Annotated in this window: 20 protein-coding genes and 1 tRNA gene; 4 read left to right on the forward strand and 17 right to left on the reverse strand. The window is 45.7% G+C overall.

The features are described from left to right. Nucleotides 1-1,667: 1,667 nt before the first annotated feature. Both ACYIA1_RS17585 and ACYIA1_RS17590 read right to left on the reverse strand, forming a co-directional pair. Nucleotides 1,668-2,651: an ISAon1 family transposase gene (locus ACYIA1_RS17585; protein ID WP_016270043.1), complete on the reverse strand. Its 984-nt coding sequence runs from the start codon at nucleotides 2,649-2,651 to the stop codon at nucleotides 1,668-1,670. Beyond that, complete coding sequence (locus ACYIA1_RS17590; protein WP_016270338.1) at nucleotides 2,617-2,997, reverse strand: ISAon1 family transposase N-terminal region protein; 381 nt, start codon at nucleotides 2,995-2,997, stop codon at nucleotides 2,617-2,619. The genes ACYIA1_RS17585 and ACYIA1_RS17590 overlap by 35 nt, the downstream gene beginning before the upstream one ends. 392 nt (nucleotides 2,998-3,389) lie before the next feature. On the opposite strand from ACYIA1_RS17590, the gene ACYIA1_RS17595 reads away from it, so the two are divergent. After that, a complete protein-coding gene (locus tag ACYIA1_RS17595; RefSeq protein ID WP_005867349.1) occupies nucleotides 3,390-4,286 on the forward strand; it encodes a PfkB family carbohydrate kinase in 897 nt (298 codons plus the stop codon). Nucleotides 4,287-4,349: 63 nt separating this feature from the next. Here ACYIA1_RS17595 and ACYIA1_RS17600 read toward each other — a convergent pair whose 3' ends face one another. Next, nucleotides 4,350-5,588, reverse strand: a complete 1,239-nt coding sequence (locus ACYIA1_RS17600; protein ID WP_081024123.1) for an MFS transporter — start codon at nucleotides 5,586-5,588, stop codon at nucleotides 4,350-4,352. A gap of 181 nt (nucleotides 5,589-5,769) precedes the next feature. Between ACYIA1_RS17600 and ACYIA1_RS17605 the strand changes: the two genes are divergently transcribed. Next, the gene (locus ACYIA1_RS17605; protein ID WP_480336129.1) at nucleotides 5,770-8,058 is read left to right on the forward strand and encodes an outer membrane beta-barrel protein; all 2,289 of its coding nucleotides are present in this window, start codon (nucleotides 5,770-5,772) and stop codon (nucleotides 8,056-8,058) included. Between the two features lie 16 nt (nucleotides 8,059-8,074). Here ACYIA1_RS17605 and ACYIA1_RS17610 read toward each other — a convergent pair whose 3' ends face one another. Continuing rightward, nucleotides 8,075-9,079, reverse strand: a complete 1,005-nt coding sequence (locus tag ACYIA1_RS17610; protein ID WP_005867345.1) for an AraC family transcriptional regulator — start codon at nucleotides 9,077-9,079, stop codon at nucleotides 8,075-8,077. A gap of 101 nt (nucleotides 9,080-9,180) precedes the next feature. On the opposite strand from ACYIA1_RS17610, the gene ACYIA1_RS17615 reads away from it, so the two are divergent. Then, nucleotides 9,181-10,014, forward strand: coding sequence for a class I SAM-dependent methyltransferase (locus ACYIA1_RS17615; RefSeq protein WP_036615536.1), 834 nt, complete (start codon nucleotides 9,181-9,183; stop codon nucleotides 10,012-10,014). Between the two features lie 259 nt (nucleotides 10,015-10,273). Here the strand turns inward: ACYIA1_RS17615 and ACYIA1_RS17620 are convergent. Then, a tRNA-Lys gene (locus tag ACYIA1_RS17620) sits at nucleotides 10,274-10,346 on the reverse strand. A gap of 69 nt (nucleotides 10,347-10,415) precedes the next feature. Continuing rightward, the gene (locus ACYIA1_RS17625) at nucleotides 10,416-11,573 is read right to left on the reverse strand and encodes an AI-2E family transporter (protein ID WP_480336131.1); all 1,158 of its coding nucleotides are present in this window, start codon (nucleotides 11,571-11,573) and stop codon (nucleotides 10,416-10,418) included. A 58-nt stretch (nucleotides 11,574-11,631) separates the two neighbouring features. Between ACYIA1_RS17625 and dacB the strand changes: the two genes are divergently transcribed. Further along, nucleotides 11,632-13,089, forward strand: a complete 1,458-nt coding sequence (gene dacB, locus ACYIA1_RS17630) for a D-alanyl-D-alanine carboxypeptidase/D-alanyl-D-alanine endopeptidase (RefSeq protein ID WP_048927067.1) — start codon at nucleotides 11,632-11,634, stop codon at nucleotides 13,087-13,089. Nucleotides 13,090-13,096: 7 nt separating this feature from the next. On the opposite strand, the gene ACYIA1_RS17635 is transcribed toward dacB, so the two are convergent. From ACYIA1_RS17635 to ACYIA1_RS17685, 11 genes are all read right to left on the reverse strand, one after another. Next, complete coding sequence (locus ACYIA1_RS17635; RefSeq protein ID WP_008772909.1) at nucleotides 13,097-13,852, reverse strand: LytR/AlgR family response regulator transcription factor; 756 nt, start codon at nucleotides 13,850-13,852, stop codon at nucleotides 13,097-13,099. Further along, nucleotides 13,849-14,916, reverse strand: coding sequence for a sensor histidine kinase (locus ACYIA1_RS17640; RefSeq protein WP_008772910.1), 1,068 nt, complete (start codon nucleotides 14,914-14,916; stop codon nucleotides 13,849-13,851). The genes ACYIA1_RS17635 and ACYIA1_RS17640 overlap by 4 nt, the downstream gene beginning before the upstream one ends. Before the next feature lie 83 nt (nucleotides 14,917-14,999). Further along, nucleotides 15,000-16,220 carry an ABC transporter permease gene (locus tag ACYIA1_RS17645; protein ID WP_122380222.1) on the reverse strand — a complete coding sequence of 407 codons (1,221 nt, stop codon included), beginning with the start codon at nucleotides 16,218-16,220 and terminating at the stop codon, nucleotides 15,000-15,002. Between the two features lie 37 nt (nucleotides 16,221-16,257). Then, on the reverse strand, nucleotides 16,258-16,998 hold the full coding sequence (locus ACYIA1_RS17650) for an ABC transporter ATP-binding protein (RefSeq protein WP_048927065.1): 741 nt from the start codon (nucleotides 16,996-16,998) through the stop codon (nucleotides 16,258-16,260). An 8-nt stretch (nucleotides 16,999-17,006) separates the two neighbouring features. After that, on the reverse strand, nucleotides 17,007-18,233 hold the full coding sequence (locus ACYIA1_RS17655) for an efflux RND transporter periplasmic adaptor subunit (protein WP_005867336.1): 1,227 nt from the start codon (nucleotides 18,231-18,233) through the stop codon (nucleotides 17,007-17,009). A 116-nt stretch (nucleotides 18,234-18,349) separates the two neighbouring features. After that, nucleotides 18,350-19,666 carry a TolC family protein gene (locus tag ACYIA1_RS17660; RefSeq protein WP_005859798.1) on the reverse strand — a complete coding sequence of 439 codons (1,317 nt, stop codon included), beginning with the start codon at nucleotides 19,664-19,666 and terminating at the stop codon, nucleotides 18,350-18,352. Nucleotides 19,667-20,361: 695 nt separating this feature from the next. Then, nucleotides 20,362-20,913, reverse strand: coding sequence for a chromate transporter (locus ACYIA1_RS17665; protein ID WP_005867334.1), 552 nt, complete (start codon nucleotides 20,911-20,913; stop codon nucleotides 20,362-20,364). A 1-nt stretch (nucleotide 20,914) separates the two neighbouring features. After that, entirely contained in the window at nucleotides 20,915-21,442 is a 528-nt protein-coding gene (locus ACYIA1_RS17670) for a chromate transporter (RefSeq protein WP_005859800.1), read from the reverse strand. Nucleotides 21,443-21,463: 21 nt separating this feature from the next. Further along, on the reverse strand, nucleotides 21,464-23,053 hold the full coding sequence (locus ACYIA1_RS17675) for a S41 family peptidase (protein WP_195604763.1): 1,590 nt from the start codon (nucleotides 23,051-23,053) through the stop codon (nucleotides 21,464-21,466). Nucleotides 23,054-23,076: 23 nt separating this feature from the next. After that, complete coding sequence (gene coaD / locus ACYIA1_RS17680; protein WP_005859804.1) at nucleotides 23,077-23,550, reverse strand: pantetheine-phosphate adenylyltransferase; 474 nt, start codon at nucleotides 23,548-23,550, stop codon at nucleotides 23,077-23,079. Further along, a complete protein-coding gene (locus tag ACYIA1_RS17685) occupies nucleotides 23,537-25,402 on the reverse strand; it encodes a DNA topoisomerase IV subunit B (protein WP_005867331.1) in 1,866 nt (621 codons plus the stop codon). The genes coaD and ACYIA1_RS17685 overlap by 14 nt, the downstream gene beginning before the upstream one ends.

Below are 25,402 nucleotides of genomic sequence, written 5' to 3' on the forward strand. Positions count from 1 at the left end.
CGCACGATATGAAAAACAGGGTTTATATAGGCCCTGATATCAGTAAATAACCAACCTTGACATGTGTACAAACAGAGATAAGGCTATCTCTTTTGGGCGGGACGGCGGAGATGTCTGCCGTTTCGTTTTTTGTCTATGAGCAGTGACGTAGTTGCTGACGAATCGTTGCCTCAAGATATTTTTCTGCAGATTCATCGTTCATATATTTCCAATATTAATCAAGTAAACGCTCACCCGATATTTATTGGGGACAGACTTAATTCAAAGGGATAAGACAAGAATCGCAGATGTCAGCTTAATGCGATGAATGGTATCTTTTTGATTGAAATACCTTCTTTTTCACGACACGGCTCTCTGGCTATAAAAGCCAACGAGCGTAAGCGGGGAGCGTGAACAAGCTACCACAACCGCTTTTTAACACGATAAGCGTCGCTTTTTAACGAATATATACGTATCAACCTACACATATGGCTGTATCAACTCACACATATAGCAGTGTTAACCCACACATATAGTCGCGTCAAGCTACACATATAGTGGCGTAAGCCTACACATATATAGGTATCGGCCCTCACATGCGGTAGCGTTGGGCATTATTACCGCCTAACGACCGTAAAACATGAACTAGGGTGAATTATTTCGGCTGGAACGGAAGGCTGTTTTTCAGCAAACGGCTATCAAACAGAGAATTGCTGTTTTTTTCTCTCGAATTTGGAAGCGAGACGCACTTGGGTACGGAATAATCGATTCTCCGGGACTTCAGATTACAAGTTGTCAAAAAGACAAATGGGCCACTTGTATCTATAGTTCCTCTGCCATTTCCCGATAACTATCGGGGGAGAGACGGTTAATGTATAATTTATGCCTTTTCAGGTGAATAACTTACGGCTTGTTAAGTGAATAACTTACGGCTGGGGGTAGCCGTAAGCTTACGAGTCTGGAAGTGGTTAGTTATTCACTTGGGAAGCCTTTCTCAAGTGAGTTGGTCTGTTGATTAATAGTTTATAAGACAGCGATTTATATGGCAATAGTTATCTCATGATCTCATCTGTTGGCCGACTTATCTTAGGCTGCCGGCTGAAATATAGATGAGCCTGAAGATATCCCCAATGATTATCGGGTGAGCCTATAAAATACCTATAACTCGAAGCTAGCGGTACTATCAATACTTTTGTGTCAAAGAGGAAGCTTGATTCAGATCTTATGCTTTGATAGGTTTACATTATTTTAATGTACACCTGTACATTATATATAGTTAAAAACCTTGATGTTTGACAATCTTTTATGGGATAGAAACGACTAGTTTAAACGATCGATTTTTCTAGTCATTTGTAAAGGTACGCGTTTCTTCGACACTTACAACCCTTCCGCATTATTTTTTTATCGCTTATCCTCTTTCTTATCAATAGGATAGGTTATCCTTTACGAAACAACGGATTCTTTCAACAAATCTCCTGTTTTGGCACTAAAAAAACGCAAGATTTAGACGATCGTTTAGACTAGTCGTTTCTCACATTCTATTCCATCGCACATAAAATATACATCACCTATATAGTAGTATAACCTCTATGCGTATTGCATATATTATAATGTACGAGCGTACATTATATATTATCTATGTCGTTGACTGATTATCAATTCTTGGCTCACCCGATAAACCTGGGGGATTAAGCATACAGCTTTGTAAGTCTGAAAAGAAAGAATTTTATATCCGTTACTCCTCTTAAAGCAGCTCTAAACGCCTTAATTTTAGCATTAAAAGACTCTGCAAATGCATTAGTTGCCCTGTTTACAAAGAAGTTCAAGACTTCATCATAGTGCTCGTAAAGTGTGGCGGCAATAACATTGAAACTCTTAAAGCCAGAGTCGTCCACTTTGTTGTACCATCGTGCAAGCGAGAGTCTTGCTGCATCTTTGACGGTATTCTTGGAAAATATCATTCTTAGGGAATGTGTAAGCGAATAGGCTTCTTTAAGATCAGGATACGTTTCAAAGAGCACCTCAGCTCTTTGTCTCTGACTTTCCGTCCATTTGTCGGCAGATTTAAAAAGCAGATATCTGCTGCGAGCCAACAACTGCTTGTGGGTATCACCATTTGCAAGCACAATTGGAGTGTATGCTTCGCCCAGGCATTTGGCTTCTTCCCTGGCATCCGTGTCTGCTTGAATGGCATCCCATCTATGCGCGATACGCATCTCCTGCAAGGCATCACATGCAAGTTTCTGTATATGAAAGCGGTCTATGGTACGCATTGCATTCGGGAAACAGCGTCTGGCTATAAGTCGCATGGAATTCGACATATCCATTGTTATCTCCTTAACCAACAGTCTCTTGTCCTCGTCAATGCGCATAAGTGCTTCCGTGACAGCATCTGCCGCCACACCCTTTACAATAGCAATGATGGTACCTTTACCTCCACGTGAAGATCTGTTGCTTACTATAGTGTACAGCTCACCGTTGCTTGGAGCCGTTTCGTCAATGCAGATGCTTTCACCAATGTTCTCTGGAAAGACAAGCCAGTCTTCTGCATGTGAGAGTTCTGACCATTCACGATAGCCGCTGAGCACTTCCTTGTATTGCTTTTCAAACGTATCCCCGTTTATGTGATAATAGCGGTCAAGCGAACGGGAGGTCGTAGGAATCGTCTCCATACACTCCTTTTAAAAAAGCCGCAAACTCCTTGGAGTAGCGGGTTTCTTCAGCCTTCAGGTCGTAAGAGTCGGAGAAGTATCGGTTATTCTGCTTGTCATACCATTTGCGTCTTCTGACAATTAGGTCAACACCTTTATCGCGGATTGGAAAGTCACGTATAGTTACGGCTTCACAGAACCCTTTGGATTCAATCTCTGGGTTCTCTTTATATTCAGCCTTAACCGATTCATCAAGATAGATGCGGATAAGGGATGCCTCTTCTTCTACACGTACTACTTCAAAATTTGAAAGTATCTCTGATGGCAGAATCAACTGTGCCAATGCTAATAGTCCTTGATTGTTCATGGTACAAAGGTGCAAATTTTCTATAGAATTAAAGAATTTTCCCCCTGATTTATCGGGTGAGCCCAATTCTTCTTTCTAAATCCAAATAAGCATGCTTATCGGATAAGGTGAATTTGAATATTTCCAGCAGATACACCGAGCATTATCCGCCAACAGTATTATATACGGATTATCAGCATATTACATTTACAACTAGATGTAACGCTGTTTACTTCCATATGTAAATGACTTTACTTCTAGAGGTAAACACTTTCGTTTCTACTATATGTAAATACTTTCGCTCTTGAATGGAAACGCCTCGTTTATGCTTTTATTGGTCAAAATAACGACTATCCTATGTACTTGAACTCTTTTTTCATAAATTTGTCGCTTTATAATAAACTGAGTAAAAAATGAATACACACGAACTTTGCTGCGTAGGACACATCACCTTGGATAAGGTAGTAACACCTAAGAACACCGTCCATATGCCGGGAGGAACCTCCTTTTATTTCTCGCATGCGATAAAACATTTCGATGATATTGACTATACTCTAGTGACAGCCTTGGCTGAATCTGAGATGAAAACGGTGGAGGAACTACGAGCCGAAGGTATCGACGTTGCCGTGATGCCAAGTAAGCACACCGTTTATTTCGAGAATATTTATGGAGAGAACCAAGATAACCGTACGCAACGTGTATTGGCGAAAGCAGATCCTTTCACCGTAGAGTATCTGGAGAACATCGACTCCAAGATCTTCCACCTTGGTAGTTTGCTTGCCGATGATTTCTCTTTGGAAGTGGTAAAGTATTTAGCGGGGAAAGGCTTAGTATCGATTGACTCGCAAGGGTATCTACGGGAAGTAAGAGACAAGGATGTATTTGCCGTGGATTGGCCAGAGAAAAAAGAAGTACTTAAATACGTGCACTTCCTCAAGGCTAACGAACATGAGATGGAGGTGTTAACCGGATATACCGATGCCGTGAACGCAGGAAAAGTTATCTACGATTGGGGCGTGAAAGAGGTATTGCTGACTTTCGGAAGCATGGGATCTATCATTTACGACGGTTCCACTTTCCATAAAATCCCCGCTTACATACCGAAAGAAGTAGTAAACGCTACCGGAGCGGGTGATACTTATATGACAGGATATCTCTATAAACGTGCCAAAGGCGCAAGCATAGAAGAAGCCGGACGTTTCGCGGCAGCTATGACAACATTGAAAATCGAAGGAATAGGCCCATTCAACGGCACTAAGGAAGATGTGTTGCGATGCTTAGAGACAGCGGAACAACGAATGCCTGAGTAGTTGAAAATTGAGAATTGAAAATTATTCGCTCTCTCCTAATTTTCAATTCTCAATTCTCTATCTTTAATTATTCTTGAATGCTTTGCAGAATGTAGTCATTAGCAAGATACAAAGCCCTAACAAGCCGACCACGATATAAGCGTATTTCATATTGAAAGCCTGCGAGATCGCTCCGATCAACAAAGGTGCGATCAACGAGCCGATAAAGCTGATACTGGAAAGGATCGTCAAGGCAATTCCCACCGGAGTTCTCGATTTAGCGCCCACTAAGCTATAAATAGTAGGCACCATACACGAGATGCCCAAGCCTACCAACATAAAGCCTAAGGAATTCACGATCACCTTAACCGTCATCGATTCGAACATTCCACCCAACATGGCTGAGATAAAGAAACCTGCAAAAATAAAGAAACCCGCTAATTGCAACACCTTCTGCTTTCCTAAAACACTATAGGCGGAGTTCGTAAGAAAACGGCCTACCGTCATCATCACCATGAACACTAAGAAACCGATCTGCAAGGATTTAGGAACTTGTAGTACCGATTCGAAGTAAAGTCCACTCCAATCAAACATCGCACTTTCCACCACCAAGGCAAACAGTCCGACGATACCTAACTGGATCAACAGTATTTCCGGCTTACGGATAAAGCTCAACAATGCCGGAGCTTCTTTCTTCTCCGCTTCCTTCTCTTCCTCCGGTGACTCAACCGCCACGTCTTCCTGCAAATACTTCCGGCTTACCAAAACAGTCACTCCAATCAATAATGCAATCAACGTAAAATGCCAGAACGGAGTGACGCCGGATACGATCATGATAAACCCGATCAAAGCTCCTAAACAGGCCGCCAGACTCCAACCTCCATGAAATGAGGCCATAATCGTACGTCCATAGAGCCGCTCGATACCAATCCCTTGCGTATTCAAGGATATATCGCAAAGATTCCAGAACACCCCAAAACAGAATAAATAGACACCCAGCAGATAAATATTATGTGCCGTACCGATCGCAAATAAGGCCAAGGCATATCCCAACACACTGGCCTGCGCCATAATACGGCTTCCCAACTTCGACACCAAATAACCCGCTAACGGTATCGCCACAAACTTACCTACCGGGATCAGGAACAAGACCAACCCCCAATAGAAAGCGTAATTCACCTCAAAGAAATCCTTCACGTCCGGAATACGGCTAGCCCAACTAGAGAAACAAAGACCTTGCGCTAAAAAGAAAGAAAGCATCGCATAACGAACCCGTTCCTTGGGAAAAGCGCTACCCAATGGAGTATTCATTTTTTCATTCATTATCATTTACTTTTATTGTTATCATCTATTCGAGAAAGAGGCACGAACCCCATTCCTCCGCAAAGCTATCAAATATATCCTAATCCCCTAAGTCCTAAAAGTAGAATTTATTAGGTAGATTCCCTAATGAAAAGTATATTTGCGAAATATGCACAGGAATGTTGACTAAATCGAGGATGATATGAGAAGCTGGATTATCTTTTTAGGATTATTATTTACCACATTCACACAGGCACAAGTTATTACGGGAAGGGTTACGGACTTAAATAACCATCCTATCGAACTAGCGGTCGTGATTATACAAACGAACGATTCAGTATATGTAAACTCCACCTATACGGACTCTTTGGGCTCTTTTAGTGTCAAAGCGGAGATATCCCCTTTCCTCTTAACCGTCCAGCATCTGCTGTATGAAACGTATCAAAGCACTTATGACTCACTTACGATAGGCAATATACAACTGAACGAGAAAAGCCAGACGCTTTCGGAAGTATCTGTTACCGGAGAGCGTCCCTTAGCCAAGGTTGTCGATGGTAAAATAACCTACAGCATGCCGCATTTGTTAAAAGACAAGATGGCCGTTAGCGCTTACGAAGCGATCCTAGAACTACCGGGAGTGCGGGAACAAAGCGGGAAAATACAACTTGCCGGAACAAATGGAGTCACGGTTATCATCAATGGCAAGACCACCAATATGGGTGAGAGCCAATTGGAGAATCTGCTTAAGAATATGCCCAAAGAACGTATTCAAGAAGCAGAGATCATGTATAGCGCTCCACCCCAATATCATGTACGCGGGGCCGTGATTAATCTGGTCCTTAATAACGGTACTTCCGAGACTCCCAAACTGCAAGGACAAGTCAATGCTCTATACAACCAAGGGCATTACGCTAATTACCAAAGTGGCGCTACTCTCGTTTACAACACGCCTAAATATTCTACCGATCTCATGTACTCCTTCGGCTACCACAGGGAACGGACAGGTGAGGATATCTTATCACACCATTTATTCGATGGTAAGACCTACGAGATCGAGCAATTCGACAGAGGACATACCCGGCTCCCAGTCCATACCATACGCCTAGGCAATGATTGGTTCTTGAACGATAAGAACAAACTAAGCTTCGCCTATACCTCAGAGATCCAGCAATGGACTCATCCTTTCACCTCTTCTGCAGGAACCTATTCGGATTCCGAAAACAGAAAGAAATCCGACAAACCGATCCAGATGCATAATCTGGCGCTCGACTATGCCTCCGGGTTCGGCCTTAATGTAGGGATTGATTTTACCGCTTACATCAATCATACGACACAATATTACCAAGAGAAGAAAGCCGGGAAAGAAGATGCCTTCAACGCTAAATCACAACAAGACATCCGTAGGCTCTCCGTCTACGCGGACCAGAACCATAAATTAGGAAAAGGCTGGATGCTCAACTATGGGACAAAATTCAGCTTCGCCTCAGACAAAAGTTCTCAGGTATATCATTCACTGCGCGAACACGATTGGTCCATCTCTAATAGTTACAGTAAACTGGATGAATATGTATATGATTTATATACCGGCTTTTCCAAAAGCTTCTCTGATAACCTATCCGTAAACGCCTCTTTGACCGGAGAGTATTACAAACATAAGGAGATTGATTATTGGAGCTTATTCCCTATGATGGAAATCACGTACCGAGCCCACCCCAGCCACATCCTGCAATTATCCGTTTCTTCAGACAAGACCTATCCCAGCTATTGGGAGATGCAGAATACGGTGTCTTATCTGAATGGATATACCGAGATACAAGGTAACCCGGATTTAAGGCCGTCCAGACTCTACTCTGCCCAATTGAACTACATCCTAAAAAACAAATACATTTTCACGCTATACGCAAATTATATAGACAATAATTTCAACCAGCTCCCCTATCAATCCTCCGAGAGACTAGTTCTTATCTATAAGACACTGAATTTCGACTATTCCAGTAAGCTAGGCCTAAATGTAATGATACCATTCAAAGCCGGCTCCGTGCTTGATTCCAGATTAACGTTAAATGGTTATTATGACAAGATGAAATGTGATAATTACCATGATATAAGCTTCAATAAAGATAATCTGGCATTCTATGCCGAATTAAATAATACGTTCAACATCTCATCGAAGCCTACTATCAAAGCGGAAGTATCCGGTTCTTATATTACCCGCAACATTCAAGGCCCAATGACGATCAGCAGTATGTATAATGTAGACGCCGGCTTGAAATGGATCTCCCCCAACGGCAAAGCGGAGATCTCTTTAAAAGTGGATGACATGTTTAATTCATGGGTCCCAAAAGATCTTAATCTCCAATACAAAACACAAGACTTACATATGCGTATGATCCCGGATTCCAGACGAGTCTCCTTATCCTTTATCTATAAATTCGGAGATTTTAAAGCAAAAGAGCATAAAGAGGTGGATAGTTCCCGATTCGGGAAATAAAAGCCAATGGTCTATACTACGCTTTCAACCTATATTCAGATGGGGTGACATTAAACTTCCGCTTAAAGGCCGTACAAAAATGCGCTTGATGTTCATAGCCGACCAAGCCGGCAACTTCCCCTATTGATTTATTGGTATCCAAAAGATAGTGAATCGCTATATTCATACGATAATCAAAGAGATAGTTAAACACGGTCGTCCGGAACGCTTCTTTAAACCCCGCTTTCAAAGTACATTCATTAGTTCCGACACGTAAAGCCAAATCATGTAATGAAGGCGGGTTCAAATATTCGGAACATATAATATCCCGGGCCTGATAAATTTTATCCCGATCGGAAAAGCCTACTATCTTTGCGTTAACCGGTTCTTTACCTTCCGTCTCCCGCATAAATAAAGACAAGCACTCGGTTACTTTTGCTTCGAGATACATTGGCGAGGCATTTCCCATCATCTGAGAGACCTCAAGATCATTCAACGCCACAGATAAAGCGATTGGAATCGAGAGATTCTTGGGAGCGATAAAGAAAGTCTCCCCCCTGCCGAATCGCAAATAAGCACTCCCGAAGTACTCCGTATAACGTTCCGACAAATGTTGGAAGAAATCCGGCGACACCAGAATACTTGTCATACCAAAAGTATCTCCTTTACGGAACAGATTCCGCTCTTCCTTGATACCAGAACTTACGATCATATTCGTATACCCTTTCCGCCAAATCCGCTTATCCCGTGTCTCCGACAAAAAGCATTCGACGATCCCCTGACGAACAACAGAAAGTCCCATAAACGAGTTACCGACATTTAGGGAACGCATGCAACAATCCTCCTTGCAATAGATCTGGTATCTTGTCACATTAAAATCCCTGCATCTGAAATCACTGATACGATAGGTCAATAATTTGTTCTCCGCCTCCCAACAGTTCTCTTCTAGCCCTCCTGAACGATTGGTAGAAAAATAACTTATATCCGGCATTTCTAAAGCGATCGTATCTCTTCCACGAGATGAGAGTTCTATGTGTACCATTTTTCCGTTTGATTAAAATACACTTCCTTCTTGCGTAAATAAACCAAAAGCAAAGATCCCATCTTTGTACCGGATAATCAATCCCTATAAATAGGTATATTATGAATAAAATAAAACCAGAGATAAAGGATAACATCGCGGAGACCTTGTTTATTCCCTTACTATCACGCGCTCACGAAAGTCACCGGAAAGATGCGATATTAAAAGACCCGATGGCATGTGAGCTTGTTGAGAAAATAGATTATGATTTCGCCAAGTTTGGTAAAATCACGATGAGTACTACCGGAACCGCTATCCGCCTACGTCATTTCGATCGTTTGGTCCAGCGATTCATCGACCGTAAGGTAACTGAAGATCCGGTAGTGGTATCAATCGGTTGCGGATTAGACAGCCGTTTCCAACGTGTCTCCAACCATAACCAAGCGACCTTCTACGAACTAGACTTACCTGAAGTAATCAATTTGCGTGAAAAGCTATTCCCTGCCTCCGCTAAAGATCTCACGATCAAAGGCTCTATGCTCGAGACGGACTGGATGGATATGTTGAGACAAAAACATCCTCACGGCCGCTTCCTTTTCCTCGCGGAAGGTGTAATGATGTATTTCAATGAGGAACAGGTAAAATCTGTTATCCAAAACCTCGCCCAACGCTTTCCCGGATGCGAGATATATTTTGATTTCGTCAATAAATGGGCCGCCCGCAACTCCGACAAGCATGAATCGGTAAAACGGACAAAAGCCCGTTTCCATTTCGGACTAAACGATCCGCACACAATCGAGCAATGGTTCCCCAAGCTCAAACTGATCGAACGATTCTATTTCATCAGCGAAGAGAAAAAACGCTGGGGACTACCCGGCCTGATCATGTGGTTAATCCCGGCGCTACACAAATCTTTTGGAATCGTAGGTTATAAAGTTGGAGAAATAAGTAAATAGGTTATCTACCAAATAAAAAAGCTAGTTCTGTATTCGATCATGAGTTTTGGTATTAAATAGAAGACCTCCACGTAGTTTATCAGAAGGACTTTCCGACAATTGTACCCCCTTTTTGTTTTTCGGGGAAGGGGGTACGATTTGGATACTCAACCGTATCTTTTCGTGCGCCTTTTTGGGCTTTCAAGCAAGACTAAAACATAAAAAAGTCCCACAATACGTTAATATTGCAGGACTTATCTCTTTTAGCTTTGTTCTTATGTGATCCGCCTGGGGCTCGAACCCAGGACCCCAACATTAAAAGTGTTGTGCTCTACCAGCTGAGCTAGCGAATCATCCTGTGCGTTACTTCTGTAATGCGGGTGCAAAGGTAGGAGTATTTTTTTAATATGCAATAGGCATGGCTATTTTTTTGCGATTAAATCTGAATTTATTTTCTCTCGCTTAGGTTGATGAGCAAGGTTTCCGGAATCTAACTCATTATCTTCGTGCAAGATAAAGCGTTTATAGTAGGATAAGCACAATGTTGTCAATGGGAGGGCTATTATTAAGCCTATAAAGCCTAGGATCGTTCCCCAGATGGATAATGAGAGTAAGATGATGGCGGGATTCAGTCCCATAGCCTTACCCATTATGCGGGGGGTAAGATATAAATCCTGTATACATTGTACGATACCCAAGACTAAAATAGCCATACCAAAGATCAACCAGAAGTTCTCTCCAGTCTCGGCCGAACGCAATAAGCTCAATAGAATCATCGGGATAATACCGATCGCCTGCATATAGGGAATTAAGTTCAGCACGCCGATAAACAGGCCTAGCGTGACCGCCAACGGGAAATTAATGATCTTAAAACCGATCGCGAGGAGAACCCCTACAGAAAGAGCTATCAACGATTGTCCGCGGAAATAACGGTTCATGCTGTATTCCACATCCTCAGCCAAACCTTGCAGGAACGGACGGTAACGCTCCGGTATCAAATCGATCCAACCATTCGCGATCTTCTCATAATCCAAAAGGATGAAAATAAAGTAAAGCAAGATCACGAACACGATCGTGATACTGAAAAGGATTGAGAAAGTGTTCGATAAGATAGACCATAACTGGGGCGCAATCTGCTTCACCGCTTTCAACAAATTCTCCTTACTCAATAACTCCATGATCTGGGCGAAGTTCACATTACTTTCCAGATATTCCATCCATGAATGCGGGATCAAAGGGACATGACCTTCACCGGGATCATGTGTGCGGATCAGTTCTAGCGTTTTATCCGCCTCAGCCGCGATGGAAGGAATGACCATGACTACCAGCAACGTTATCAATAGCCCTAAAGTCACCAATACCGCCATAATCGATAAGATGCGGCTCTTAAAACATAATTTATATTGGAAGAACTTTACGAACGGTTGCATCATATAAGCCAGTAACCAAGCGATCAGGAAAGGTAACAAAGCGTTTCGTAATAAGGCTATCAAATAAATAATTCCTGAGATGACCAGTATACCGAACACTATGCGTATTACACGGTCAAACGTAAAAGGCTTGTCAAACAGTGGATTCATATTATTTTCATATCTTTGCTTGCGACAAAGATAGAATAAAGTAGAATATATAAACATCATGATACGTAAAATATCCTTTTTCTTCCTCATTTCTTGCTTATACCTTTCAGTGGGGGCACAGACTCCACAACCTATCAAGCAATTCCTGCGCAAGCCTTATATGGAAGGAGCTTCATTTTCCTTGATCGTGAAAGAGGTTAACAGTGGCGAGACGGTATTCGCTTACGATACAATCCGGCAGCTGACCCCAGCCTCGGTCATGAAAACGGTTACGACCGCTACCGCATTGGAGATATTGGGCGAGGATTATCGCTTTCCCACGACATTAGAATACGACGGCTCCATCGAGAACGGCTTGTTAAAAGGCAATTTATATATCAAGGGAAGCGGAGATCCCAGCCTTGGCTCAGCGCATTTTGCCCCGGATCATAAGCGGTTTCTACAGGAATGGATCTCCGCCTTGAAAAAGGAGGGTATCCATAAAATACAAGGAGCCGTAATCGCTGATGAAAGTATATTCGACACGGAAGGCACTTCCCTTAAATGGGTTGGCGAAGATATGGGTAGTTATTATGGTGCCGGAAGCTATGGGATTTGCGTATTCGACAATCTTTATAAATTAGGGTTGCAAACCGGAGCTCCCGGAACCCGCCCGAAGTTGAAAGGAACCGAACCGGAATTATCCGGCATCCATTTCCATAATTACTTAACGGCCCAGCAAGTATCTTCGGATAGTTCTTTTATCGTAGGGGCACCATTCGCCACGGATCGTTATTTATATGGCATTGTCCCCGCTAACCGGGAATGGTATCCACTCAAAGGGGATATCCCGGACCCGGCTCTTTTCCTAGCGGATTATCTCACTAGGCAATTGGAACATGAAGGGATCACGGTCGGCGAATCACCGTCTTGTTTCCGTATCTTGCGGGAAGCCGGTAGGTGGCAACCCGGGAAACGGACCGAGATTGTTACCACTTACTCCCCTACGCTTCGGGAAATCGTGGAAGTGACCAACCATGTCAGCCATAATTTATTCGCCGATGCCTTGATCAAGACGATCGGCCTACGCTATACGCCCCGTAAGGGAGAGGTTATATCTTCTTTTAACCGAGGAATCCAGGTGCTTCGGGACTATTGGCAAGGGAAAGGACTCGACCTCTCGTGCGTCTGGATGTACGATGGTAGCGGTCTTGCGGTTTCCAACAAGTTATCAACAGCTTTTGTGGCTGATTTATTGATTTATATGAAAGCCTATTCACAACAACACACAGCCTTCTACGAATCATTGCCCGTAGTGGGGGTAGAAGGCTCGGTGAGGAACTTCTTAAAAGGCTCATCCCTCCAAGGAAAAGCCCATCTTAAAAGCGGAAGCATGAGCCGGGTAAAAGGATACGCGGGATATATAAACAAAGGCGATAAGCAATACGCCATCGCCCTATTCGTAAACAACTATTCCTGCGACGGACGTCCTATGACCGTAGCGATAGAGAAATTATTGCTCCAGTTGTTCAACTAACCGGCAGTTATTTCGGCAGGATCGATCTACGCTCTATCATCTCTAGGAAATGCTGTTTATAATTGTCGGAGATCGGGATATACTCCTTTCCAAAGACAATCCGGTTCCGCTCGATCACCTTGATCTTCTCCGGCTGGACGATAAAAGAGCGATGAACACGCACAAAGCGATCCGAAGGTAACATATCCTCCAAACTCTTCATGCTCATCAACGAAAGGACCGGACGGGGCTCATCCTCCACGAATATCTTCACGTAATCCTTTAATCCTTCAATATATAATATCTTGCGCAGCTCTATTTGCAACAGCTTATACTCACTCTTGACGAAAATACTCTCCATCCCGCCCTTCTCCGCGATTGGCGCGGATCCTTCCTTCTCTTCCGAAGACACCGGCTTACGGAGCAGCTCATACCATCGCAACGCCTTATTCGCCGAGGCAAGGAAGTCCGGATAACTAATTGGCTTCAACAAATAATCCAGCGCGTTTACTCGGTAACTATCCACGGCATATTGATCGAAAGCCGTCGTAAAAATGACACGGGTATCGGCGTTCAAGATACGGGAGAACTCCAATCCGCTCAACTCCGGCATCTGGATATCCAGAAAAAGCAGATCCACCGGCCGATCCCGTAAGTCGGAAAGAGCGTCCAAGGCACTATTATAAGTCCCCTGCAAATCCAGAAACGGAGTTTTCAAGACGTAGCTTTCCAGCAAGCTAACCGCTAAAGGTTCATCGTCAATAATAGCGCAAGTCAATCTCATATCTCAGTCTCGTTTATAGTAATTGATAGATAAGAAGAATAGTTATCCCCCTCCCGACCGCATTGGAACGAGAAATGCCCCGGATAGAGCAGCCCCAAGCGTTTCTCCAGATTCACCAGCCCGATACCGGAACCACTTTTATCTTGATCCGGGCTTTTCGGGAAATAGCTATTCACAATAGTACAAACTACCTCCGCCCCCTCCTGATGGATATCCAAATGGATGAAAGACGGCTTATTATTGCTCACCCCATGCTTAAACGCATTCTCAACCAAGGAGATAAACAACAGGGGGGCGATCAAGGTTCCCGGGGAGGAAGCGACGATATTCGTTTTCAGCTCCACATGTTTGGGCAGGCGTATACGCATCAGCTCCACATAATTACGAAGGAAGTCGAAATCCTTCTCCAATGGGACAAAAGGCTGGCTACTCTCATACAAGACATAGCGAAGCAAGCGGCTCAAATCGTGCACCGCCTCCTGTGCCTTCTCCGGGCTGAACGCTATCAAGCTATAGATATTATTCAACGTATTAAACAGGAAATGCGGGTTAAGCTGGCTCTTCAGGTTCTGCAATTCCGCCTCGGCACGCTCCTTCTCCAGTTCCCGCTGGATAGCCGCCACCCGGTACCATCCGTCCGTCATCTTGATCGCCACGCTAAGGCCGGCTACCAAGGAGTAGATAACGGCGTTGACGAGAAAGAACCCCACCGTCTCGTTCAACGGGCGGGGCGGACGAGCCGGATGATGCATCTCCGGCGGATAGAAATAGCGCATGCAGAGATGCACGAACAGCATCATACCCCCGATAAGCAATAGGTTGATCAGCAGGAAACGCCCTGTCCGGCGGTTAAACAAATACCGCCTCACCAGCCACCCGTAATTCAAGTAGAAGACGAGCATGAAGGAAAGCGGCACGATGATGCTCCGGAAATAGCCCTCGAACGTGACTTGCGACTCCCTCCCCGTGAAGAAAAAGGGGGAGCAGAACAGGATACCCCATCCCGCGATGTGTATCAACTTTCCCAAACCTTTGATAGGGGGAGATTGTGGTGTGTCATTCATCTTATTATCCTCTTTAGTGCTACGCAAATATAGTCATTCCTACCGTTATATGAGCCATGTAGCCTTATCTAGTGAGCATTCGTCTACTCATAGCGTATGGCCTCGATCGGGTCGAGCTGCGCCGCCTTCTTGGCCGGGTACCATCCGAAGAACACGCCCGTCACCGTACATACCACGAAAGAGAGCAGTACGCTCCACGGCTGGATATAGATCGGGAAATGCGCCACGACGTTCACGACCAAGGCGGCCCCCACGCCGAAAAGCACGCCAATCAATCCTCCGGTCACGCTGATAAGGATAGACTCGATCAAGAACTGAGCCAAGATATCCATGCCTTTCGCACCGATACTCATACGGAGGCCGATCTCCCGCGTACGCTCCGTCACGCTCACGTACATGATATTCATGATACCGATACCACCAACGAGAAGAGAGATACCAGCCACCGCAGCCAGCAACGTCGTCATTATATCCGTCGTACTTGTCAACATCGTGCTCAACTCCTGCATACTCCGGATCGTGAAATCATCATCATCGGTTTCCCGCAGCCTATGGTTACGCCTCAGTATCTCCGATATCTCGTCTATGGCTTGATCGGTGTACTCCTCCTTGAGCGCCGAGCAGGTTATGCCTTGCAAATGGGTAATGGCCAAGATCTTTTTTTGAATAGTTGTGTATGGAGCTAAGATCAGGTCGTCTTGGTCCATTCCCATGCTGTTGTATCCTTTGCTTTTCAGTACGCCCGCGACCCGGAACGGTAGCTTCTGGAAACGGATCACCTTACCGACGGGATTCTCTCCGCCGGGGAAAAGGTTATCCACCACCGTCTTCCCGATCACGCATACCTTGGCGGCGGTCTGTACGTCCTGATCGCTGAACATATCGCCATCCTCCACCTCGTATCGGCGTATCTCCATATAATCCGGGCTAATACCGTAGACGGTAGTCGGGGCGTTATTGGCGCCATAGATGGCCTGTCCACTACTGTTCACGGAGGGCGAGGTGGCGGAGACGTAGCGAGTCTCGTTCACGATATCCTCGTAGTCCTGTAGCTTCAGCGTCTCCATGGCAGAGGCGTCTTGGCGTACGCCGCCACGCATGTCGGCTCCCGGCTGGATCATGATCATGTTCGAGCCCATCTCGCTGATCTGCGCCTGTATACTCCGCTTCGAGCCTTGACCGATGGCCAGCATCGTGATCACGGAAGCCACGCCGATGATGATACCCAGCATCGTGAGGAATCCCCGCAGCTTGTTGTTGGCCAAGGCCCGAAGGGCTATCTTTAGTAAATTCGTCGTATTCATTCTAAAAAATATGCTATTACCACATTAATTCATTATTCTAATCATCATTCTTGGGCAGGCGGGCCAAAGCCTCGGCCGCGCTCAAGATATTCGTATTCACCGTATCGGCGGTTACATGACCGTCGCGCAGCGTGATATTCCGGCTGCTATATTGGGCGATCTCCGGGTTGTGGGTGACAAAAATAATCGTACGTCCCTCGGCGTGCAGACGCTGGAAGAGCACTAAGATCTCGAAAGAGGTACGGGTATCCAAGTTGCCAGTAGCCTCATCCGCAAGGATCACCGCCGGATCGTTCACCAAGGCACGGGCGATCGCCACACGCTGCATCTGGCCACCGGACATCTGGTTGCTTTTATGCATCAGACGATCTCCCAAACCTACGGCAATTAAAGCATTGACCGCCTTCTCTCTACGTTGGGCCGCTTTATAAGTAGGATTGTACATGAGAGGAAGCTCTACGTTCTCTACCGCTGTCGTCTTCGGCAACAGATTATAATTTTGAAAAACGAATCCGATCTTGCGATTCCGGAGGGTCGCTCGCTGCCGCTTGTTCATGGTGCGCACGGATACTCCGTCTAAGTAATACTCCCCGCTCGTAGGAGTATCAAGGCAACCCAGCGTGTTCAGCAACGTACTCTTTCCGGAGCCGGAGGTTCCCATGATCGTAACGAACTCCCCCTCGTGAATCGTGAACGACACGCCTCGCAGGGCATGGACGGTCTCGTCGCCTACGTGGAAGTCTCGTTTTATATTGTCTAATCTGATAATTTCTTTCATGACGCAAACTATCTCTTATTTTTGTTGCTTCCCGGAGGGCCCGGCATGAAAGGGCTACGCTCCGCTCCTGCACCTACTTCCGGCATGTTGGCGGCGCTCGCTAAATCTACGGCTACCTCATCGCCCTCGCTCAAGCCCTCGGTTACTTCGGTCACGCTGTTGTTGCTGGTTCCGACCGTAATCTGCCTCGGGCTCAAGGTATTTCCTTGGCGGGACCAAACCAAGCGTTTTCCGGGTTGTACCTCCGCATTCGGATCTGTCACGGTCATACCCAACGATTCCATGATGGCGGGCTCGGGGATAAAACGAAGTGCCTTGTTCGGCAAGGTCAGGATATTCGCACGTTCCAACGTATAAATTGTGACATTTGCCGTCAAGCGAGGTTTCAGTTTCAAGTCCGGATTATCTGCCGTAATCACTACCTCGTAGGTAACGACCGTAGAAGAAGAAGTACTGGAAGAAGCGCTGGAAGTGCTTTCGCTGTCCCCTAAACGAATCTGGCGAACCACGCCCTCGAATTGATCGTTCGGATAGGCATCCACCGTAAAACTAACCCGTTGGCCTTCCTCCACATTACCTATATCCGCCTCATCCACATCCGCTATTACCTGCATCTTCGTCAAGTCGGCGGCAATGGTAAACAGCGTCGGGGTCTCGAAGCCGGCGGCAACGGTCTGCCCTTCCTCAACGGCCCGGTTGATAACCACTCCGTCTATAGGGCTCGTGATCGTGGCATATTCCAGATTACGGTTTACTTTTACCATGGAGGCCTGACTCTGGTCGTAAGCGGCCTTCGCCTTCTCATAATTATAGGTAGCCGTCTCATAATCCGTATCGCTAATCAATTGTTTCTCGTGAAGCACCTTGCTACGTGCGTAGTTCTTCTGTTGATACTCGAACTCCGTCTTGCTGCTCGCCAATTGCGCCTCGGCGGAACGAAGTTCGGCTTGGAGGTTGATCTTATCCATCTCGGCGATCAGTTGGCCGGCTTTCACCACGTCGTTATAATCAGCGTACAACTTATCGATGATACCGGAGACCTGCGTACCTACCTCAACCTCGGTAACGGGCTCTACCGTACCGGTGGCCGTAACCGTATTCGTGATCGTGCTGCGCCCTACTTTAGCGGTCTCCAGCTTGATCCCGCCTTTCGAGGATTTGCCCGTGAAAAGGAACACGCCCCCCGCTATAAGGATAACGGCAACACCGCCCATGATTAGTTTCTTCTTGTCCATATTCTGATTCGTTTTATTTCTGTTTTACGTTGTATTCTTGTTCAAAAGGCCCCCGCGACCTCCGTCGCAGGGTAACCTTGAAAAAAGAGAGTGGAGTAAATATATCCATTAGTGGGTTAATAATTCTCCGCAACCGGCTTCTTCTGATAAACATTCAGCAATTGAACGCTCATCAAGGCCATGTATTTCGCTTGTAGCTGCTCTTGCTGGGCGGTCAGATAATTGTTCTTCTCCGTCAATAGCTCAAGCGTATTTTTCATACCGAGGCTGAATTGCTCATCGATCAAGTTATAGCTTTCTTTCACGTAACTCAAGCGTTCGGTAGCCGAGGTATATTGGGTCTGCGACGAGGTAGCGTCCAGATAGATCCCCTCCACGGTTTGCAGCAATTGTTTTTGGGTATTCAGCAACTCCAACTGGCTGGTGGTAATCGCGTATTTCGCCTTGTTATAGGCCGTCTTATACTGACGGTTACTGAAGATAGGGATGCTGATCGTCAATCCGACACTCTCGTTGAAACTATTCCAGACCTGGCTACCGAAAGCGTAATCCGTTCCGGAAAGATGGCCGGTACCCAGCCCGGCGTTCATGGAGAGCGAAGGAAGGAAAGCACCTTTCGCCTTTTTCTTCTCCAGCTCGGCGATGTCCACGGCCAGCTCACTGCTCTTTATTTGCGGCATCACGGCCAGAGAGGTATTGTAAATCGTTTGCTTGCTCGGAAGCGGGGTTAAGATATCTTTCTCCGTAAGCTCCGGCATCACCAATTCGATCTCTTCGGTTATATCCAGTTCTAGTAATTGCTTCAATTGCAACTTATAATTGTCTAGATTCGTCTGGGCTACGACCAATTGATATTTATCGGTGCTTAACTGGCTTTCCAACTGAGCCAAATCCACTTTCGAGATCGAACCGGCACGTAGCAACTCCACCGCACGATCCCGTTGCGCCGTAGATACCTCGACCGTATTTTGGTTGATACGAACGGACTCCATCGCATATAGTACCTGCATATAGGTCTGTATCAAGGAGATTTGGATATCATCCTCGTTTTGCTCGATACCCAGCTCATCGACGGTATTTTGTATTTCCTGTTGCTTGATCGCCTGTACACGTTGCCCTCCATCAAAAAGCGTCCATTTAGCGTTCAGCGCATAATTACCGCTATAGCTATTATTCGTAGCGGCGTCGCTCGAAGGATAATTCACGAATCCTTGGGTAACCGAAGCCGAAAGGGAAGGGAAAAGCTGTGCTTTCGCCTGCTTCGTATCCTCTATACCGGAAAGATGCGACACCTTGCTTTTCTTTACTTGGATATTATGCTCCAAAGCGTAATCCAAGCAAGCACGCAACGTCCATCGGGTAGGTTGCTCTTGTGCCTTACTCCCCACACAGAGGAAGAACAGACATGCGAATAATAAAGCGTATTGTTTCATATTGCCTTCGTTTTCTATCTTTTTACGAAAGCAAAACTATATTACCTTAAAAACATGGGCAACCAGACTAGAAAAAGGGGCTGTTTTCACCGATTAAACGGGCAATTGCATCGACAGGAAAGCGTGCGGATATATATTTATAAGGCCATCGATTTGACAATTTGACAAAATGATAACCGAAGTCCCGGAGAATCGATTATTCCGGGCAAAGGTACGGCTCACTCCCAAATACGAAAGAAAAAAACGGCAATCATCTCGCTAATAGACGAATACCCAAAAACAGTCTTTTATTCCAGTGAAATGAATTCATCCTAATTCATCTATTTAGACAAGAAAAAGGGTGAAACAGTGTTACGATAAGGTTGTAACAGGCTACGAATGCCCATTCACGGGTACTCACAACCCAATGCACAGCCACTCACAACGTCTAACGCAAGTATACGCATCAAGGAATGCGTCCTCTCGCAAGCTGTCTCGTCACCTATTATGTCCCAAATCGGCCTCTTTTTAACGAAAAAGCACGCTTATCACCACTTCTTTCCCACGATCTCGCTACCTCCGCACAAAAGGTGTGTCAGCGGATTTGCGTTATATCGAGCAAGAAGTAAGGATAAACGCCATTCCACCTATCTTTTATCGGCTCAAAAGTAGTCATTCTTCTTAAAGAATCAGCTCAAATTGAGCCGATTTGATCCTCAATAATACAAAATAACCCCGGCGATACCTGCCAAAATAATCATCAAGATAGGATGTATCTTGAATTTCCAAGTCAAGATAAAGGCGGCACCAAAGATCAAGAAGCTCTTGTAGTCGATGAAGTTCTCTTTATTCATTAATAGCAAGGCGGCGGCGGCGATCAAACCGACCGTAGCCGGGCGCAATCCAAGGAAAGCCGCCTCTACATATTTATTATTCCGGAACTTAGCGAAGAAATAAGAGATCAAGAGAACCAATATGAAAGAGGGCAGACATACCGCGAATGTCGTCAGGCAAGACCCTAGGATACTCATCGTCTCCGAATACCCCGCATTATGCACCGCCGTATACCCTATATAGGTGGCGCTATTGATACCGATCGGCCCGGGTGTCATTTGAGAGATAGCGACAATATCGGTAAACTCCTGCAAGGAAATCCAACCATAGCGGTCCACCACGTCGGCTTGTATCAAGGATAACATCGCATACCCGCCACCAAAGCCCAATATACCGATCTTCAGATATACATATAATAATTGCAACCAAATCATATCAGCCCTTCTTATTTAAACCATACACCAAACCTCCGGCTATAGCCGCCAAGATAATCCAAGCGGGAGACACCCCACCCATCCAGATCAGCAATGCCGCCCCGACAGGTATGATCATTTGCACGTAACTCAACTTGATAGAGCGTGCGGTTGTCAGACAAGGCACGGCGATCAAGGCGACCACCGCCGGACGCAATCCCATAAACGCCTTCTCCACCCATACATTATCCTTTACCTGCGTAAAGAATAACGCGATCAAGAGCATGATTACAAAAGAAGGGAGAATCGTACCCAAGGCACAAACAAAACCGCCCCATGTCTTCTTCAGTTTATAACCCACGAAGATCGCTATATTCACGGCGAAAATACCCGGCAACGATTGGGCCACGGAGAAAACGTCGATAAAGTCCTCTTTCGTCATCCATCCCCGGTCCACCACATCCCGCTGGATAAGCGGCAACATGGCGTATCCACCTCCGATGGTAAACATACCGATTTTCACGAATGTCAGAAAAAGCGTCCAATACATACCCTTATCTGTTTACGTTGGCTAACGTCCTAAAAGCCTATTGTAAGTTTCTTTATTATTAATAATCTGAAGCGCTTTCTGGTAACTCGGATTATCATCATTGATAATCTGGAAGTACTGCGCCATATCATAGAGATCCCGTGCGATAAGCGCCTTGATCTGAAGCATGATCAACGGCTTCGAACGATTATATTGCTCTTCCTCAAACTCAATCTTCTCATCGCCGGCCATCTTCAGAAGCTCCTCCATGATATCCTCTCCGACCACGAAATCTTGCTTATACTGCTGGAACTTCGGATATTTAGCCATCATCTGGTTCCGATTACGATCCAGATAATTCATGGACACCCGATTGACTAAACCGGAAGCTACCAGTTTCCGGTGATAATCCGTATAGCGAGTCGTATCTACCGGGATGAACACGTCCGGCATAATACCTCCACCTCCATATACGGTACGCTCGGTAACCAAGGTGTTATACTTCATTGAATCCGGGAAATGAATGCTATCGGCACTCATCAACTCCCCCCGGTTATAACGGTCGATCAGATCATGGTGGTACTCCTCCATCTTCCCGTTCTCGTAAGGCTTTTGTATACAACGTCCGGTGGGTGTATAGTAACGGGAAACCGTCAAACGAATCATGGAACCATCCGGCAGGGGAATCGGTTTCTGTACCAAACCTTTACCAAAGGTACGGCGACCTACGATCACTCCACGGTCCCAATCTTGAATAGCGCCGGAGACGATCTCGCTGGCCGAAGCCGAGGACTCGTCCACCAGAACGACCAAACGTCCCTCTTGGAATTGTCCACGAGCGGTAGAGTTCGCCTCCTCACGAGGTTGCTTACTCCCTTTCGTATAAACGATCAACCGGTTTTTATCCAAGAACTCATCCGCTAACTCTATGGCGATATTCAAATATCCCCCGCCATTTCCCTGCAAATCCAGAATCAAGTTCTTCATGCCCTGTTTCCGGAGCTTCTCCAACGCCTCCCTGAATTCATCGGCGGAAGAAGCGGCGAAACGGTTCAACTTAATATAACCGGTATTCTTATCCGCCATATAAGCGGCATCCAGACTATACACGGGAATCTTACCGCGAACGATCTTGAAATCCATCAATTCCGGCGACTTGCCTCGCTTTACTTTCACACGCACCTCGGTACCTTTCGGTCCGCGTAGTTTCTTCATGATATCGGTAGTCTTCATCTTCACGCCGGCGATCAAGGTATCGTCTACTTGGATAATACGGTCGCCCGCCATCAACCCCACCTTCTCAGAGGGACCTCCGGGGATTACCTGAATCACGTAAAGCGTATCCGTCAACATATTGAACTGTATGCCGATACCATCGAAATTGCCTTGTAAAGGCTCGGTCATCTCTTTCGTCTCCTCCGGGTCCATATAATTGGAATGAGGGTCTAGCTTATCCAACATGCCGACTATAGCGTCTTCCACCAACTTCGTCTCGCTAGTAGAGTCGACATATAGATTAGATATAGCGAATAAAGCCAATTGGAGCTTCCGGGCATCCATATTCGCTTTTTGCGCTGTCGCTCCGGTAAACACACCTAGAACGATCAGCAGGGATAAGACGATTCTTTTCATCAGATATATTCGTTTCATAATTTTCAATACAATCTCGTCTCTTTAGGGACGAATTGGGAAATGTCTTTGCCGTAGCGTAACAACTCACGGACAATGCTTGAGCTAATATGCGTATGCTCCGGTTCCGTAAACAAGATAAAAGTCTCGATACCCGTCAACTTACGATTCACGTCCGCGATCGTCTTCTCGTATTCGAAATCATTGACCGTACGGATTCCTCTTAAGATAAAGCCGGCTCCGACCTCTTTAGCGAAATCCACCGTCAATTGATTATATGACATGACTTTCACCCTTGGATTATCCTTGTATAGATTCCAGATCGCTTCCATCCGCTTCTCCAAGGAGAAATAGGTAAGCTTCTTATCGTTGATACCGATCGAGATCACGATCTCGTCCACCAGTTCCAACCCACGCCTTACCAAGGATTGATGCCCGATCGTAAAAGGATCGAAGGTACCGGGAAAAAGCGCGATACGCTTATTTTCAATTGATGACATCTTCTTCAACCACTAAGTTATCGATAATAAAGTTCTGTCGCTCCATGGTATTCTTCCCCATATAGAACTCGAGCATATCTTTCACGAGGTCCTCTTTCTTCATTGTCACCGGATCAAGGCGTATATCCTTGCCGATAAAATGCTTGAACTCATCGGGAGAGATCTCTCCCAGACCTTTGAATCGGGTGATCTCCGGATTCTTCCCGGCAGCGGCTATGGCAGCCAAGCGTTCCTCCTCCGAATAACAATACCACGTCTTCTGCCGGTTACGTACCCGAAATAACGGGGTTTGCAAGATATAAACATGATTACGCTTAATCAAATCGGGGAAGAATTGCAAGAAGAAGGTAATCAACAATAAACGGATATGCATCCCGTCCACATCGGCATCTGTCGCGATAATCACCTTATTATACCGCAAACCTTCCAAGCCATCCTCAATATTCAAGGCCGCTTGAAGCAAGTTAAATTCCTCGTTCTCGTAAACGATCTTCTTTGTCAAGCCATAACTATTCAAAGGCTTACCCCTCAAACTAAATACAGCTTGGTAATTCGGGTTACGGCTCTTCGTGATAGAACCGCTAGCCGAGTCACCCTCCGTGATAAAGATACTGCTTTCCTCTAGCAAATCCCCTTTCGAATCGGTCAGGTGAATCCGGCAATCCCTTAGTTTCTTATTATGTAAATTCGCTTTCTTCGCACGCTCGCGGGCCAGCTTCGTAACACCGGCGATCGCCTTGCGCTCTTTCTCGGACTCCAAGATCTTCTTCAGCAAAAGCTCCGAAGTCTCCATATTCTTATGCAAATAGTTATCCAGGTCATTCTTGATGAAATCACCGATAAACTTCGCTACCGTAGGGCCGTCCGGTCCTATATCTTTCGAGCCGAGCTTGGTCTTTGTCTGGCTCTCGAATACAGGCTCCTCCACTTTTATGCTGATGGCGGCCACGATACCCGCACGAATATCCGAATACTCGAAATTCTTATTGTAATATTCCTTGATGACACGACCTACAGACTCCTTGAAAGCGGAAAGGTGCGTACCGCCTTGGGTGGTATGCTGGCCGTTCACGAACGAATAATATTCCTCTCCATATTGGTTGCTATGCGTGATAACCACCTCTATATCCTCCCCTTTCAGATGGATGATCGGGTAAAGAGGCTCGGTGGTCATATTCTCGTTCAACAAATCCACCAGACCGTTGCGGGAATAGAAACGCTTGCCGTTGTAAATAATGGAAAGTCCCGAGTTCAAGAAGACATAGTTCTTTAATAGCCCCTCGATAAACTCGTCCTTATAATGATAATCCTTAAAGATCTCCCGATCCGGGACAAAAAACACCTGCGTACCGTTCGCCTCCCCGGTCGGTTGGATATCCGATTCCTCCGTGACGATCGCCTTACTATATTCCACCCGCTTACACTCTCCGTCACGGTAGCTGGTTATCAAGAAATAACTACTCAAGGCATTCACCGCCTTGATACCCACACCATTCAAACCCACGGATTTCTTAAACGCCTTGCTATCGTATTTAGCGCCGGTATTCATCTTGCTAGACACATCCACGACCTTACCCAGAGGGACACCACGGCCATAATCCCGCACGGCTACCGTACCTTCCTCGATAGTCACCTCGATACTTTTGCCGTACCCCATCATGTACTCGTCGATAGAGTTATCCAGCACCTCCTTCAACAACACATAGATACCATCATCGGCATAGCTACCGTCCCCCAGTTTTCCGATATACATACCGGGACGCCGGCGGATATGCTCCATCCAGTCCAGTGTCTTGATGTCATCATCGTTATATTCCGTAGGTTGTTGTATCGTTGAATTCAGCTCATCCAT

This window comes from Parabacteroides sp. KHUB-02 (assembly GCF_056640955.1).

Excerpts from the sequence above, each read along its gene's own strand:
- ACYIA1_RS17585 (WP_016270043.1), bottom strand. The coding sequence starts at position 2,651 with ATGGAGACGATTCCTACGACCTCCCGTTCGCTTGACCGCTATTATCAC.
- ACYIA1_RS17590 (WP_016270338.1), bottom strand. The coding sequence starts at position 2,997 with ATGAACAATCAAGGACTATTAGCATTGGCACAGTTGATTCTGCCATCA.
- ACYIA1_RS17595 (WP_005867349.1), top strand. The coding sequence starts at position 3,390 with ATGAATACACACGAACTTTGCTGCGTAGGACACATCACCTTGGATAAG.
- ACYIA1_RS17600 (WP_081024123.1), bottom strand. The coding sequence starts at position 5,588 with ATGAATGAAAAAATGAATACTCCATTGGGTAGCGCTTTTCCCAAGGAA.
- ACYIA1_RS17605 (WP_480336129.1), top strand. The coding sequence starts at position 5,770 with ATGAGAAGCTGGATTATCTTTTTAGGATTATTATTTACCACATTCACA.
- ACYIA1_RS17610 (WP_005867345.1), bottom strand. The coding sequence starts at position 9,079 with ATGGTACACATAGAACTCTCATCTCGTGGAAGAGATACGATCGCTTTA.
- ACYIA1_RS17615 (WP_036615536.1), top strand. The coding sequence starts at position 9,181 with ATGAATAAAATAAAACCAGAGATAAAGGATAACATCGCGGAGACCTTG.
- ACYIA1_RS17625 (WP_480336131.1), bottom strand. The coding sequence starts at position 11,573 with ATGAATCCACTGTTTGACAAGCCTTTTACGTTTGACCGTGTAATACGC.
- dacB (WP_048927067.1), top strand. The coding sequence starts at position 11,632 with ATGATACGTAAAATATCCTTTTTCTTCCTCATTTCTTGCTTATACCTT.
- ACYIA1_RS17635 (WP_008772909.1), bottom strand. The coding sequence starts at position 13,852 with ATGAGATTGACTTGCGCTATTATTGACGATGAACCTTTAGCGGTTAGC.
- ACYIA1_RS17640 (WP_008772910.1), bottom strand. The coding sequence starts at position 14,916 with ATGAATGACACACCACAATCTCCCCCTATCAAAGGTTTGGGAAAGTTG.
- ACYIA1_RS17645 (WP_122380222.1), bottom strand. The coding sequence starts at position 16,220 with ATGAATACGACGAATTTACTAAAGATAGCCCTTCGGGCCTTGGCCAAC.
- ACYIA1_RS17650 (WP_048927065.1), bottom strand. The coding sequence starts at position 16,998 with ATGAAAGAAATTATCAGATTAGACAATATAAAACGAGACTTCCACGTA.
- ACYIA1_RS17655 (WP_005867336.1), bottom strand. The coding sequence starts at position 18,233 with ATGGACAAGAAGAAACTAATCATGGGCGGTGTTGCCGTTATCCTTATA.
- ACYIA1_RS17660 (WP_005859798.1), bottom strand. The coding sequence starts at position 19,666 with ATGAAACAATACGCTTTATTATTCGCATGTCTGTTCTTCCTCTGTGTG.
- ACYIA1_RS17665 (WP_005867334.1), bottom strand. The coding sequence starts at position 20,913 with ATGATTTGGTTGCAATTATTATATGTATATCTGAAGATCGGTATATTG.
- ACYIA1_RS17670 (WP_005859800.1), bottom strand. The coding sequence starts at position 21,442 with ATGTATTGGACGCTTTTTCTGACATTCGTGAAAATCGGTATGTTTACC.
- ACYIA1_RS17675 (WP_195604763.1), bottom strand. The coding sequence starts at position 23,053 with ATGAAAAGAATCGTCTTATCCCTGCTGATCGTTCTAGGTGTGTTTACC.
- coaD (WP_005859804.1), bottom strand. The coding sequence starts at position 23,550 with ATGTCATCAATTGAAAATAAGCGTATCGCGCTTTTTCCCGGTACCTTC.
- ACYIA1_RS17685 (WP_005867331.1), bottom strand. The coding sequence starts at position 25,402 with ATGGATGAGCTGAATTCAACGATACAACAACCTACGGAATATAACGAT.